11 protein-coding genes are annotated in these 13,640 nt (G+C 69.1%); 5 read left to right on the forward strand and 6 right to left on the reverse strand.

The window, feature by feature from the left end; translation table 11 throughout:
• Nucleotides 1–26: 26 nt before the first annotated feature.
• Entirely contained in the window at nucleotides 27–2,330 is a 2,304-nt protein-coding gene (locus ACG83_RS03165; RefSeq protein ID WP_054565382.1) for a glycoside hydrolase family 3 C-terminal domain-containing protein, read from the forward strand.
• A 41-nt stretch (nucleotides 2,331–2,371) separates the two neighbouring features.
• Here ACG83_RS03165 and ACG83_RS43840 read toward each other — a convergent pair whose 3' ends face one another.
• Entirely contained in the window at nucleotides 2,372–2,920 is a 549-nt protein-coding gene (locus tag ACG83_RS43840) for a hypothetical protein (RefSeq protein ID WP_152991244.1), read from the reverse strand.
• A 420-nt stretch (nucleotides 2,921–3,340) separates the two neighbouring features.
• Here ACG83_RS43840 and ACG83_RS03170 point away from each other — a divergent pair, with 420 nt between their 5' ends.
• The 3 genes from ACG83_RS03170 to ACG83_RS03180 all read left to right on the forward strand — a co-directional run bounded on the left by ACG83_RS03170 (nucleotide 3,341) and on the right by ACG83_RS03180 (nucleotide 4,719).
• Complete coding sequence (locus ACG83_RS03170; RefSeq protein WP_235497556.1) at nucleotides 3,341–3,697, forward strand: TetR family transcriptional regulator C-terminal domain-containing protein; 357 nt, start codon at nucleotides 3,341–3,343, stop codon at nucleotides 3,695–3,697.
• Between the two features lie 111 nt (nucleotides 3,698–3,808).
• Complete coding sequence (locus ACG83_RS03175; protein WP_054564627.1) at nucleotides 3,809–4,015, forward strand: AbrB/MazE/SpoVT family DNA-binding domain-containing protein; 207 nt, start codon at nucleotides 3,809–3,811, stop codon at nucleotides 4,013–4,015.
• Nucleotides 4,012–4,719, forward strand: a complete 708-nt coding sequence (locus ACG83_RS03180; protein ID WP_054564628.1) for a Fic family protein — start codon at nucleotides 4,012–4,014, stop codon at nucleotides 4,717–4,719. Before ACG83_RS03175 ends, ACG83_RS03180 begins: the two co-directional genes overlap by 4 nt.
• Nucleotides 4,720–4,795: 76 nt before the next feature.
• On the opposite strand, the gene ACG83_RS03185 is transcribed toward ACG83_RS03180, so the two are convergent.
• The 5 genes from ACG83_RS03185 to ACG83_RS03205 all read right to left on the reverse strand — a co-directional run bounded on the left by ACG83_RS03185 (nucleotide 4,796) and on the right by ACG83_RS03205 (nucleotide 10,559).
• Nucleotides 4,796–5,506, reverse strand: a complete 711-nt coding sequence (locus ACG83_RS03185) for a response regulator (RefSeq protein WP_054564629.1) — start codon at nucleotides 5,504–5,506, stop codon at nucleotides 4,796–4,798.
• Between the two features lie 78 nt (nucleotides 5,507–5,584).
• The gene (locus tag ACG83_RS03190) at nucleotides 5,585–6,481 is read right to left on the reverse strand and encodes a potassium-transporting ATPase subunit C (RefSeq protein WP_054564630.1); all 897 of its coding nucleotides are present in this window, start codon (nucleotides 6,479–6,481) and stop codon (nucleotides 5,585–5,587) included.
• A gap of 3 nt (nucleotides 6,482–6,484) precedes the next feature.
• Nucleotides 6,485–8,761, reverse strand: a complete 2,277-nt coding sequence (gene kdpB / locus ACG83_RS03195; RefSeq protein ID WP_054564631.1) for a potassium-transporting ATPase subunit KdpB — start codon at nucleotides 8,759–8,761, stop codon at nucleotides 6,485–6,487.
• Complete coding sequence (gene kdpA, locus ACG83_RS03200; RefSeq protein WP_054564632.1) at nucleotides 8,761–10,470, reverse strand: potassium-transporting ATPase subunit KdpA; 1,710 nt, start codon at nucleotides 10,468–10,470, stop codon at nucleotides 8,761–8,763. The genes kdpB and kdpA overlap by 1 nt, the downstream gene beginning before the upstream one ends.
• Complete coding sequence (locus ACG83_RS03205; protein ID WP_035953673.1) at nucleotides 10,470–10,559, reverse strand: K+-transporting ATPase; 90 nt, start codon at nucleotides 10,557–10,559, stop codon at nucleotides 10,470–10,472. Before ACG83_RS03205 ends, kdpA begins: the two co-directional genes overlap by 1 nt.
• Nucleotides 10,560–10,874: 315 nt before the next feature.
• Here ACG83_RS03205 and ACG83_RS03210 point away from each other — a divergent pair, with 315 nt between their 5' ends.
• A complete protein-coding gene (locus ACG83_RS03210; protein ID WP_054564633.1) occupies nucleotides 10,875–13,556 on the forward strand; it encodes a sensor histidine kinase KdpD in 2,682 nt (893 codons plus the stop codon).
• The last annotated feature ends 84 nt before the right edge of the window (nucleotides 13,557–13,640 follow it).

The raw sequence follows: 13,640 nt of genomic DNA on the forward strand, positions 1-13,640 counted from the left end.
CCGACACATCCTCGAGAGGTCAGATGATGCCGTCGATCGATCCCGCCGGCCTGCCCCTGGAACAGAAGGTGTCGCTGCTGTCGGGTCGTGACTTCTGGACGACCAGACCCGTCGAGGCGGCTGGAATTCCGTCGATCGTGCTCACCGACGGCCCGCACGGCGTCCGCCTCCAACGCGACGGCACCGATCACCTGGACTTCTACGACAGCCTCCCCGCCACCTGCCTGCCACCCGCCGTCGCCGTGGGGTCGAGCTGGGATGTCGGGGTGGCGCGGCGGCTGGGCGCGGCGGTCGGCCGCGAGGCCCGCGCTCTCGGTGTCACGGTCGTCCTCGGGCCCGGCGTCAACATCAAACGCTCGCCGCTGTGCGGGCGGAACTTCGAGTACTACTCGGAGGACCCGCTGCTGGCCGGCATGCTCGGCGCCGCGCATGTCCGCGGGCTGCAGGCTCAGGGGGTGGGCGCGTCGGTGAAGCACTTCGCGGCCAACAACCAGGAGACCGACCGGATGCGGGTCAGCGCGGACGTCGACGAGCGGACCCTGCGGGAGATCTACCTCGCCGCCTTCGAACGGATTGTCACCGAAGCGCGGCCGGCGACCGTGATGACGTCCTACAACCGGATCAACGGGACGCCCGCGTCCCAGCACCGCTGGCTGCTGACCGACGTCCTGCGCGGAGAATGGGGCTTCACGGGCGTTGTCGTCTCCGACTGGGGCGGAGTCAACGACCGCGTCGCCGCCCTGGCGGCGGGGCTGGACCTGCAGATGCCCGGCACGGGCGGCGCCAGCGACGCGGAGATCGCGCGTGCCGTCCGCGCCGGAACCCTCGACGAGGCCCAGGTGGATGCAAGCGCACGCCGCGTCGCCGCCCTCTCCGGCCTGGTCGCCGAATCCTCCAGCCTGCCGGCCGGGGCGGACGGCGAGGTTTCCGAGGTTCCTGTCGACGAGCACCATGCCCTGGCCCGGGAGCTGGCCGCCGACTGCGCCGTCCTGCTCCGGAACACCGGCGGTGTTCTTCCCCTCGCCCGGCAGTCCCGCATCGCGGTCATCGGCGACCTGGCCACCAGCCCCCGGTTCCAGGGCGGCGGCAGCTCGCGCATCAACCCGACCAGGATCGACATCCCGCTGGACGCCATCCGCGCGCTGGGCGAATCGGTGACCTACGCGCGGGGCTACTCCGCTGACGGCACCGATGACGATCAGCAGGCGGGGTCCCGAAGCGGGAGCGACGCGGTCGGGGGCGACGGTCGAGAGGCATTGCTCACGCAGGCCGTGCGGACGGCCGCGGCGGCCGAAGTGGCGATCGTGTTCGCCGGGCTCGACAAGGAGACCGAGGGCATCGACCGGGAGCACCTCGACCTGCCAGCCGAGCAGTTGACCCTCATCCGCGCGGTCGCCGCGGCGGCACCGCGCACCGTCGTCGTGCTGGCCGGCGGCGGCGTCGTCTCGCTGGAGGGCTGGCACGACGACGTCGACGCGATCCTCGCCGGCTGGCTGCTCGGCCAGGCCGCGGGCGGCGCGATCGCCGATCTCCTGTTCGGCGTCGCCAATCCGTCCGGGCATCTCGCGGAGACCATCCCGCTGCGTCTCGCGGACACTCCCAGCTATCTCAACTTCCCGGGCGAGGCCGGTCATGTCCGCTACGGCGAAGGCGTGATGGTCGGCTACCGCTATTACCAGACCGTCGAACGCGCCGTGCGCTATCCGTTCGGGCACGGCCTGAGCTACACCACCTTCACCACCGACGCTCTCGACGTCACCCTGGCCGGAGACGACACCGCCACCGCCCGCGTGACCGTGACGGTGACGAACACCGGCGCCCGGGCCGGCCGGCACGTCGTCCAGGTCTACGTCGCCACCGCCGCGGGGCCGGTCCGCCGCCCCGCCCGGGAGCTGCGCACGTTCACGAAGATCACCCTGCGGCCGGGCGAGACCCGCACCGTCGGCCTCGATCTGGATCGGCGTGCCTTCGCCTACTACGACATCGAACTTCACCGGTGGGTGGTCGCCCCCGGCGACTACACGATCCAGATCGGCGAGAACGCCGCGCACATCGTCGCCGAGCAGACCATCACCCTCACCGGCGACTCCGGCCACCGGCCGCTGAGCCTCGACTCCCCGTTCGGCGACTGGCTGCACCACCCGGTCGTCGGCCCGCAGCTGCGGCGCTCCCTCGGCGGAGGAATGACCGAACAGTCCCGCAAAGCCCTCGAGCAGAACCCGGACCTGCTCGAATCGATCTCCTCCATGCCGATCCGCCAGGTCCTGAGCATGGCCGGCACCAGATTCCGGGACGAGGAGCTCGCCCGCCTGATGGAGCTGAGCCGATAACGAGGCAGGCGCGCCCGCGCATAACAGAGGGCGACGCGGCGTTACTCCAGTTCGAGGAGCGAGTTCACGATCAACTCCCGGTGCGACTGCATTTCGGGAATCTCCAGCGCGCTCGACAGGACATATTTGGCACGCCCCTTAAGTGCCGACTGATGATACCCACAGCAGTAGATCAAATCTACGCAGGTGACGCGAATTTGTGAACTACTTGAAGTCTCCAGCAGTTCACAAAAGAACGGGAATGCCAGTGAAATCTCCCCGATACATTCCTCGATACTGACAGGCCCTAGGCCCTGGTCTTCGGGCTCGTGGACATATCCACCAGATATTTGCGCCAGCAGTTCAAGCGCATAATCAAGGGCGGGAACCGAGAGTTGCGTCAGTGACTGAACCACGCAGGCCGCGACTGGCACAGTAGCCTGCGTAAGACAGCCGTCTACCAGGGCAACACTATCGATTCGCCAGTAAGCAGACCTCGCAGCCTCCTTATCAGTCGCTCCAGCGAGGTCACGGATAGCATCGGGCAGAGCAGCCGAGTCCGCGAAGCTTCGCAGACCAGCCCAGTCGTGTCTCGCTAGTTCGATCTCCATGGATCCCCCTGCAGAACCGTCCGATCGGAGCCCCGCCTCTGCGTGCTCCACTCAGACGGTCAAGTCGATGATGCGAATCTATCAGAATGAAGCGAAGAAGTCCGACTGGAACGTATTTGCTCGCTGCACAAATGACGATCGTTCAGGCGCTTTCAACCGTCATCGAGCACCTGGGGATCCAGCCTTCCCGCGAGGGCCGGCGGAGGTCGAACTACCCAATCCGTCGGCCCCACCGGTATCGGAACGCGGGCGGGCAGCAGCCGAGAGCTGCCCGCCTACCACTTCGGATCCAAGGAAGCGCTGATCGACCGGCTCACCGCACGCGCCCCGGAACAGGCGATCGCGGCGACCTCCGCCGCCCTCGAACGAGCCCAGCGCGACCGTGCGGAGCTCACCGCGCTGGCGATCCTGTGCGTCACGATGGACACCTATCTCGGGCTGTTCGCCGCCGCCGACGCGGAAGCCCGCGCCGTCGTGGTGCTCTGGGGTGCCAGCTTCGCCACGGAATCCGATCTGCCCGCCGTCCGCGAAGCGGCCCGCCTGCGGCACCGTGAGCTGACAGGCCAGATCCGGGCCGGCCAGCAGGACAGGTCCATCCGCGCCGACATCGACCCTGCCGCGGCGGCCGTCGTCGTCATGGGCATGGTCCGCGGCGCCGCCGCACTGTCCCTGGCCGAGCCTGACGCCGCCGACCCGAACCAGGTTCGGAAGCTGTGCGGCGACGCCATCAAGACGCTCCTTCGCGACAACGGCGGAACCATCACCAGCCCGGCATAGCGCGACGGTGATGATCGCACTCCACAACGACGGGTCGAGGGCATATTGACCGACCCGTTGCAGAGACCAGCAGCCCTCTCCGCATGTTCGTACCGGACGTACGCTGTTCGTATGCGCAAGAAGGTCGTCACGATCGGGAACTCGGCGGGCATCACGATCAGCCCGGCCGAACTGCGCGCCCTGGGCGTCAGCCCCGGAGACTCCGTCGAGGTGACCATCCGCGCCGGGGTCCTGGAGGCCCGCGCCGTCAGCCAGTACGAGGACACTCCCCTACCCGACCTGATGGCCGTGATCAATGCCGCACGGACCAGGCCATGACCTGGACGCGGCCGGAGTTCCTGGCCGAGATCGCCCGCACCGGGATCCTGTCGCCGGAATACGCCGAGGACGTGCTCGTGCGGCTGGCGCATCACTCCACCGCGATCGAGGGCAACACCCTCACCCTGGCCGACACCATCACCCTGCTGGTCGACGAACGGGTGCCGGTGGCCGGGACACCGGTACGCGAGCTGTACGAGGTCACCAACCACTACCAGGCTCTCGCCCGCCTCCTGACCGCCGTAGCCGACGGCGAACCCCTGACCACCGAACTCGTCCGCGATCTGCACGCCGCGCTGATGGACCATCTGACCCACGACCGCGGCCAGTACAAGACGTCCAGCAACATCGTCACCGGCGCCTCCTGGCGGCCCACGTCCCCTGAACGCGTCCCGGAACTCATGCTCCAGTGGGCCGACCAGGCCGAATGGCAGACCGCCAACCTCGACAACGAGGCTCTGCTGGAAGCGATAGCCCGCGCGCACATCGCCGTCGAGCGCATCCACCCGTTCTCCGACGGAAACGGCCGCACCGGGCGCGCGATCATCGCCTACCAGACCATTCGCAGGTTCGGGTTTCCCGCCATCATCCAGGTCGCCCAGCGATCCGGGTACATCGCCATGCTCGACGCCCAGGACACGCCCGCCCTGACCCGTCTGCTCGCGGTCTCACTCGCCGACGAGGCAGGCCGCGCGCAGCCGTAGCCACCCATGGTCGCCAGGACGGCGAAAGGCCTCAGATGCTCGAACCCGCCGGCATTGTCGCCCTCCGTGGACGCGGCTACGGCTGGTAGCGGTAGCCCATCCCCGGTTCGGTGGTGAGGTGGCGGGGGCGGGTGGGGTCGGGTTCGAGCTTGCGTCGCAGCCGGTTGATGTAAAGGCGCAGGGAGGATGTGTCGTCCGCATAGGACTTTCCCCAGACCTGGGTGACCAGGGCCCGGCTGCTGATGAGCATGCCCGGGTTGCGCAGCAGTGCTTCGAGCAGCCGCCACTCGGTCGGGGTGAGATGAACGGGTCCGCGACCGCCGTTCCGGGAGGTGATGGACTTCGCCACGAAATCGACGTGGTAGTCCCCCACCTCGGCTACCGGGGCCACCCGGGCACCGGCCCCTCGCCGGCTGACGGCACGCAGCCGGGCGAGGAGCTCCTCCACGGAGAACGGTTTGGTGATGTAGTCGTCGGCTCCGGCATCCAGGGACGCGATCTTGTCGTGCCCGGAGGTGCGGCCAGAAAGAACGATAATCGGGATGTTGGTCCAGTCCCGCAGGCCGCGGATGACGTCGATGCCGTCCATGTCCGGCAGCCCCAGGTCGAGCACGACGATGTCGGGTGGATGGGCGGCGGCCTCGGCCAGGGCGTGCCTGCCGTCGACCGCCGTACGGACCTCGTATCCCCTGGCGTGCAGGGTGATCCGCATCGCCCGCAGGAGCTGTGGTTCGTCCTCGACGAACAGCACCCGGCTACCGTGATGTGGATCAGGTCCGCTACCCATCAGCCAGCTCCTATCCGCAGGCGGTGTGCGTTTCCCCGCGGGTCTCCCCGCACGTCGCCCACCGAGCTCCCGGCCGGTTCACGGGGCGGCCGTGGCTCGGTCGAGGTCGAGGTTCAGTTCCAGGACGTTGACGGTCGGCTCGCCGAGGAAGCCCAGCGCCCGGCCGGTGGTGTGCCTGTCGACGAGGTCGCGCACCTGGTCGAGGGACATGTCGCGTTCCCGGGCGATCCGGGGAACCTGCAGCTCGGCGTAGGCCGGGCTGATGCCGGGGTCGAGGCCACTGGCGCTGGCGGTCACGGCGTCGGCGGGCACGGCCGGCTTCTCCGGGGCGTCGCCGCGGACGAGGGCCCGCTCACCGGCGGCGATGTCATCGCCGGGCGTACGGCACTCGACGGCCACGCCCTGGTAGCTGGCGAGGAACGGGGTGGCGGGGCACGCCTCGTTGACGCTGACGACGCGGGTGATGGCGCCGTCGAACCCGGGGCCGGCGTGGTAGACGGCGAGGACGGCGCCGACGCCGGAGGCGGTGCAGTACTTACGGCTGCCGTCGACCCCTTCCCGCTCGCCGACCGCCAGGCTGCGTGCGCAGACCTGGGTGAGCAGGCTCTGCCCGCTCTCGTCCTCGCCGGGGGTGGCGGGGTCGTCGATGCCGTCGACGACGTCCTCTGGGCCGAGGTTGGACGCCGAGGTGGACGTCGGGTCATAGCCGTCACCCGCGGCGGACGGCCGGCTCTGAAAATAGGTGAGCAGTGCGTTTCCGTCGGTGTCGGTGAACGACTGGCCGATCAGCGACGAGCCGACACGCTGGCCTTCGGCGTTGGTGACGAAGGATCCGTCGGCGTTGTCCTTCAGGCCTGGGATCTGCGCGATGGCCAGGATCGCCAGCGGGTAGGCGAGGCCGACGAGCACGGTGAGGACGAGCAGTGCCCGCAGCGCCGCCAGGTGCTGGCGGATCCAGGATGGAAGCGTTGACATGGTTCAGCCCACTCCCGGGACGAACTGCACAAGCAGGTCGATGAGCTTGATGCCGACGAACGGGACGACGATCCCACCGAGGCCGTAGATGTACAGGTTGCGACTGAGCAGCTTCGACGCACTCGCCGGCGTGTACCGAACACCCCGCAACGCGAGCGGGATGAGCGCGATGATGACCAGCGCGTTGAAGATGACGGCGGAGAGAATCGCCGACTCGGGGCTGGCGAGCCGCATGATGTTCAGCTTGTCCAGGCCGCCGTAGACGCCGGCGAACATCGCCGGGATGATCGCGAAGTACTTCGCGACGTCGTTGGCGATGGAGAACGTCGTGAGCGCTCCGCGGGTGATGAGGAGCTGCTTGCCGATCTCGACGATCTCGATGAGCTTCGTCGGGTTGCTGTCGAGATCGACCATGTTGCCGGCTTCTTTGGCCGCCGAGGTGCCGGTGTTCATCGCCACCCCGACATCGGCCTGGGCCAGCGCGGGCGCGTCGTTCGTCCCGTCACCGGTCATCGCGACGAGCTTGCCGCCGGCCTGCTCCCTGCGGATCAGCGCGAGCTTGTCCTCCGGGGTGGCCTCGGCGAGGAAGTCGTCGACGCCGGCCTCGTCCGCGATCGCCTTCGCGGTCAGCGGGTTGTCACCGGTGATCATGATGGTGCGGATGCCCATCCGCCGCATCGCGTCGAAGCGCTCCCGCATGCCGGACTTCACGACGTCCTTGAGCTGGATGACCCCGAGCACCCGCGCGACCGGGCCCGACGGGGTCCCGATGACCTCGCCGACGACCAGCGGGGTGCCACCGGACGCGGAGATGCCGTCGACCACCTCACCGGCCTGGGTCGGAACCACGCCCCCGTTCTCGCGCACCCACCGGGTGACCGCGCTGGCCGCACCCTTGCGCACCTGCCGGCTGACCGCCGCCCCGGCGGGCTCGCTGTTCGCCGCGGCACCGTGCACCGCAGCACCGTGCACCGCAGCACCGTGCACCGCAGCACCGTGCTCCGCGGCGAGGTCGACGCCGGACATCCGGGTCTGTGCGGTGAAGTGCACGAAGGTCGCGTGCCGCAGCTCGCCCGGGGTGCGTTCGCGCAGGCCGTACTTCTCCTTGGCGAACACGACGACGGAGCGCCCCTCGGGGGTCTCGTCCGCCAGGGAGGACAGCTGGGCGGCGTCGGCCAGCTCGGCCTCGCTCACACCCCCGACCGGGATGAAGGCGTTCGCCTGCCGGTTGCCGAGGGTGATCGTTCCGGTCTTGTCGAGCAGCAGGGTGTTGACGTCGCCCGCCGCCTCCACGGCCCGCCCGCTCATCGCCAGCACGTTGCGCTGGACGAGCCGATCCATCCCGGCGATGCCGATCGCGGACAGCAGCGCCCCGATCGTCGTCGGAATCAGACAGACCAGCAGGGACGCGAGCACGATGCCGGTGATCCCGTCACCGGTCAGGGTCGAGGTGTCCGGCAGCGCGGGCTGCTGCGCCTTCGAGTAGATCGCCAGCGGCTGCAGGGTGGCGACGGCCAACAGGAAGATGACGGTGAGCGCGGCCAACAGGATGTTCAGCGCGATCTCGTTCGGCGTCTTCCGCCGGTTCGCCCCCTCGACCAGGGCGATCATCCGGTCGATGAAACTCTCGCCGGGCTTCTGGGTGATCCGCACGACGATGCGGTCGGAGAGCACCTTCGTCCCGCCGGTGACCGAGCAGCGGTCCCCGCCGGACTCGCGGATCACCGGCGCCGACTCGCCGGTGATCGCCGACTCGTCCACGCTGGCGATGCCGTCGACGATGTCGCCGTCGCCGGGGATGAACTCCCCCGCCTCGACGACCACGACATCGTTCTGGGCCAGCCGGGGAGCGGGAACCAGTTCCTCGGCCGCGGCCTCGGCAGGCTGGCCCGGCCGCCAGTCGACCAGCCGGCGGGCCTGGGTGTCGGTCTTCGCCCGGCGCAGCGCCTGGGCCTGGGCCTTTCCGCGGCCTTCCGCCACGGCCTCGGCCAGGTTGGCGAACACGACGGTAAGCCACAGCCACACGGTGATCAGCCAGCCGAACACCGACGGGTCCGCGATCGCGAGGATCGTGGTGAACGCCGCGCCGACCTCGACGATCAGCATCACCGGGTTGCGCCACAGCGTGCGGGGATCGAGCTTGCGCAGCGCGCTGGGCAGCGACTTCCACATCTGCCTCGGGTCGAGCAGGCCTCCGCCGACACGGCGTGGCTGCTCGGGGAGAGGCTGCTGCCGGTCGCCCGCGGCGTCCGCCCGCGTGGCGAGAGTGGTGGTGCTCATCAGTGAATCCCTTCCGCGAACGGCCCGAGAGCCAGCGCGGGGAAGAAGGTCAGCGCAACGATGATCAGCGTGACGCCGGCGAGCATTCCGACGAACTGAGGCCGATGCGTCGGCAACGTCCCGGCGGTGACCGGAACCGGCGCCTGCCGGGCCAGCGAGCCCGCCAGGCCGAGCACGAAAAGCATCGGGAGGAATCGCCCGAACATCATCGCCAGGCCCAGCGCCGTGTTGTACCAGGTCGTGTTCACCGTGATCCCGGCGAACGCGGAGCCGTTGTTGTTACCGGCCGAGGTGAAGGCGTAGAGAACCTCTGACAGGCCGTGCGCTCCGCTGTTGAGCATGCCGGCCCGCTGACCCGGCATCGCCATCGCCACCCCGGTACCCAACAACACGATGATCGGCGTCGTCAGGAAGTACAGCGACGCGAACTTCATCTCCCGCGCGCCGATCTTCTTACCGACATACTCCGGAGTCCGGCCGATCATCAGGCCGGCCACGAACACCGTCACCACGGCGAGGACGAGCATTCCGTAGAGGCCCGATCCGACGCCGCCCGGTGCCACCTCGCCGAGCATCATGTTGAACAACAGCGTGGCGCCGCCGAGGCTGGTGTAGGAATCGTGGAAGGAATTCACCGCGCCGGTCGAGGTCAGGGTCGTCGCGGTGGCGAACAACGCCGAGTTCGCGACGCCGAAACGAGCGTCCGTGCCCTCGGTCGCAGCACCGACCGCCTCAGGGACGGTGCCGTGGTGCGCGCCCTGGAAAGCCAGGTTCACCGCGAGGCTGCCCAGCGCGATGACCGCCATCGCCGAGACAATCGCCAGGCCCTGCCGGCGGTCGCCCACCATGCGGCCGAAGGTGCGGGGAAGCGAGAAACCGATCATGAGCAGGAGGTAGATCTCGAACAGGTTCGTCCACGTCGTCGGGTTCTCGAACGGATGCGCCGAGTTGACGTTGTAGAAGCCGCCGCCGTTCGTGCCGAGCTCCTTGATGACCTCCTGGCTGGCCACCGGCCCGCCGGTGATCGCCTGCTCACCGCCCGTCAGCGTCGACAGCGGCCGGGTGCCGTGCAGGTTCTGGATCGCTCCGCCGGCGATCAGCACGATGGCCCCGAGGACGCAGATCGGGAGCAGGATCCGCACGATCGTCCTGGTCAGATCGACCCAGAAGTTGCCGATCTCGTCACCGGTGCCCACGACGGAGTCCATGCTGCCCGGCCCGGAGGCGACCGGTGCCCGCCGCCGCGCGAAACCGCGCACCACCGCGATCGCCACCGAGATCCCGACCGCGGCCGAGGCGAAGTTCTGCACCGCGAGGCCGACCATCTGGGTGAAGTGCGACATCGTCGACTCACCGGAGTAGGCCTGCCAGTTGGTGTTGGTGGTGAAGCTGACGGCCGTGTTCCAGGCCAGCGCCGGCGAGACCCCGGAGAAACCCAGATTCCAGGGCAGATGGTCCTGGACCCGCTGCATCAGGTACAGGAAGAGCACCGACACGGCGGAGAACGCCAGCACGCTGCGGGCGTAGACGGTCCACCGCTGGCCCACGTTCGGATTCACGCCGGTCAGCCGGTAGATCGCCCGCTCCACCGGCAGGTGCTTCTCACTCGAATACACCCGGTACATGTAGTCACCGAAAGGCCGATACGTCGCCACCAGTGCGGCGACCAACAGCACGACGACCAGGATTCCCGCGGTCGTGGTCGACACTAGAAACGCTCCGGGAACAGCAAAGCCGCGATCATGAGGATGCCCAGCCCTATCGCCAGAACGAGACCGGCGATGTTCTCAGCGGTCACAGCCGCTCGACCCCCCGCAGAACGAGCGCCAGCAGCGCGAAACACCCAAGTGTCAGCGCGACGTACACCACGTCGAGCACGAGTCCTCCCTCTCCAGCAACGAAAGCCGTTCCCTCCCGTGCCGCCGTGTACGGACAGCAGGGGCGGGCAGCGTCGCCAGTAAAGCGCGATCGATACCGGTTCCGGCGATCACTCACAGGTTTCTAACGGGGACCCGGCACTTTCTAACAGAACACTAACGGCGATCATGAAAATTGCCGGACGCGGATGCCTCAGGGCCTTCCGGCGCGGTGTCGCCGACCGCAGGATGGGCGGGTGACACGAGGGACACTGCGGATCTATCTGGGTGCCGCACCAGGCGTCGGCAAGACCTACGCGGCACTCGACGAGGCCCACCGGCGAGCCGAACGAGGCACCGACGTCGTGGTCGGCTTCGTCGAGACCCACAGCCGACCCCGCACCACAGCGATGCTCGACGGCCTCGAGACCATCCCACGACAGATCATCGAATACCGCGGCGGCTCCTTCACCGAGATGGACCTCGACGCCATCCTCACCCGACACCCCGACGTCGCGTTCGTCGACGAACTCGCCCACACCAACATCCCGGGAAGCCGCCACACCAAACGCTGGCACGACGTCCAGGACCTGCTCACCGCCGGCATCGACGTCATCTCCACCGTCAACATCCAGCACCTGGAATCACTCAACGACGTCGTCGAGACGATCACCGGCGTCCCGCAACGCGAAACCGTGCCCGACGACGTCGTCCGACGCGCCGACCAGGTCGAACTCGTCGACATGGCCCCCGAGGCCCTGCGCCGACGGATGGCCCACGGCAACATCTACACCCCCGAGAAGATCGACGCCGCCCTGGCCAACTACTTCCGCGTCGGCAACCTCACCGCGCTACGCGAACTCGCCCTGCTCTGGCTCGCCGGCAAGGTCGACGACCAGCTCGACCGCTACCGCACCGACCACGGCATCGCCGGCACCTGGGAAACCCGCGAACGCGTCGTGGTCGCCCTCACCGGCGGCCCCGAAGGCGACACCCTGATCCGCCGCGCCTCCCGGATCGCCGCCCGCAGCAAAGGCGCCGACCTGCTCGCCGTCCACGTCGCCCGCTCCGACGGCCTCACCGGCGCCGACCCCTCCGCACTCGCCCGGCAACGCACCCTGACCGAAAGCCTCGGCGGCAGCTACCACCAGGTCATCGGCGACGACGTCCCCACCGCACTCCTCGACTTCGCCCGCGCCGCCAACGCCACCCAGCTCGTACTCGGCGCCAGCCGCCGCGGCCGGCTCGCCCACATCATCAGCCCAGGCATCGGTGTCACCACCACCAGCCTGTCCGGCCCGATCGACGTCCATCTGGTCACTCACTCCGAGGCATGGGGCCACAAACCTGCCCCGGCGGACGCCGAGGACGAAACACCCCACCTCCTTCGCAGGGCCAGCTGGCGGCTGCCCAGCAGCCGAGCGGCTCTGGAACCGCGCCGCCGGATCATCGCGACGCTGCTCACGCTGGCGCTCGTCCCCGCCCTCACTGCCGGGCTCACCGCCATCCGGGGCACCTTCAGCCTGAGCACGGAGATGCTCGCCTACCTGCTGATCACGGTCACCGTGGCGCTCGTCGGCGGGTTCGGCCCCGCGCTGCTCTGCGCGATCGCCAGCTCCCTGCTGCTCAACTACTACTTCACCCCTCCGGTCAACGCGTGGACCATCGCCGACGGCGACAACGTCCTGGCTCTGACCGGCTTCGTCCTCGTGGCCAGCCTGGTCAGCCGAGTCGTGTCCACCTCCGCCCGCCGCTACGGGCAGGCGGTGCGCGCCTCCGCCGAAGCCGCCACCCTGTCCACACTCGCCGGCAGCGTCCTGCGCGGTGAGGACGCCCTACCCGCTCTCCTCTCCCAGGCCCAGGAGACCTTCGGGATGACCTCGGTGACACTGCTTGAACGCACCGACGACACGCAGGCCGGCGACGAGTGGCATCCCGTCATGACCGTCGGCACCGTTCCACCCGCCGCGGGGCACAGCACCGCGGCCGGCGACGCCCACCCTGATGGCGAGCGCCCTGACGGCGAGCGAGTGCACATTCCCGTACGCGACGACCTGTGCCTCGCGCTGACCGGACGGCCACTGCCCGCCGCCGACCGGCGCATCCTGACCGCCTTCGCCGCCCAGGCGGCTGTCGCCCTCGACCAGCATCGGCTCCGGGCGGCCGCCGCCGAGGCCGCCCCGATCGCCGCCGCGGACAAGGTCCGCACGGCCCTGCTCACCGCCGTCAGCCACGACCTGCGCACCCCGCTCGCCGCCGCCAAGGCGGCCATCAGCGGCCTGCGCGGACCAGGCATCACCCTCACCGACGAGGATCAGGCGGAACTCCTCGCCACGGCCGACGAATCCCTCGACAAACTGACCCGCCTGGTCGAGAACCTGCTCGACATGTCCCGGCTGCAGGCCGGCGCGTTGAGCGTCTTCCCCCGCCCCATCGGCCTCGACGACATCGTCCCGCCCGCACTCGACGAGATCGGCCCACCCGCCGGCAAGATCAACGTGCAGGTCCCCGACGACCTGCCCGCCGTCCACGCCGACCCGGCGCTCCTGGAGCGAGTGATCGTCAATCTCGTCGCGAACGCCCTGCGCCACGCGCCCGCCGACACCCCACCGATCATCACCGCCAGTGCTCTCGCCGGACGGGTCGAACTGCGCGTCATCGACCGCGGTCCGGGCATTCCTCGTGCCGAGCACGACCACGTCTTCCAGCCGTTCCAACGCCTGGGCGACCACGACAACACCACCGGGGTCGGCCTCGGTCTCGCGCTCTCCCGTGGCCTCACCGAGGCCATGGGTGGCACCCTCACCCCTGACGAGACACCTGGCGGCGGCCTCACCATGGTGCTGTCCCTTCCCGCCGTCGCAACCCCGGCCACAGCGCCGCCGGATACACCTGCCCAGCCGGCCGCATGGACACCGGAACCGTCCGTCGATCTGTGAGTCCCGGCCCCGCACGGGCGGTACGGTCTGGCGCGGACCCCGGACCTCGCCAGCCCGCAGCCGCCAGCATCCAGGAGGGATCCC

Origin of the sequence: Frankia sp. R43, from assembly GCF_001306465.1 — a bacterium.
Taxonomy (GTDB): Bacteria; Actinomycetota; Actinomycetes; order Frankiales; family Frankiaceae; genus Parafrankia; species Parafrankia irregularis.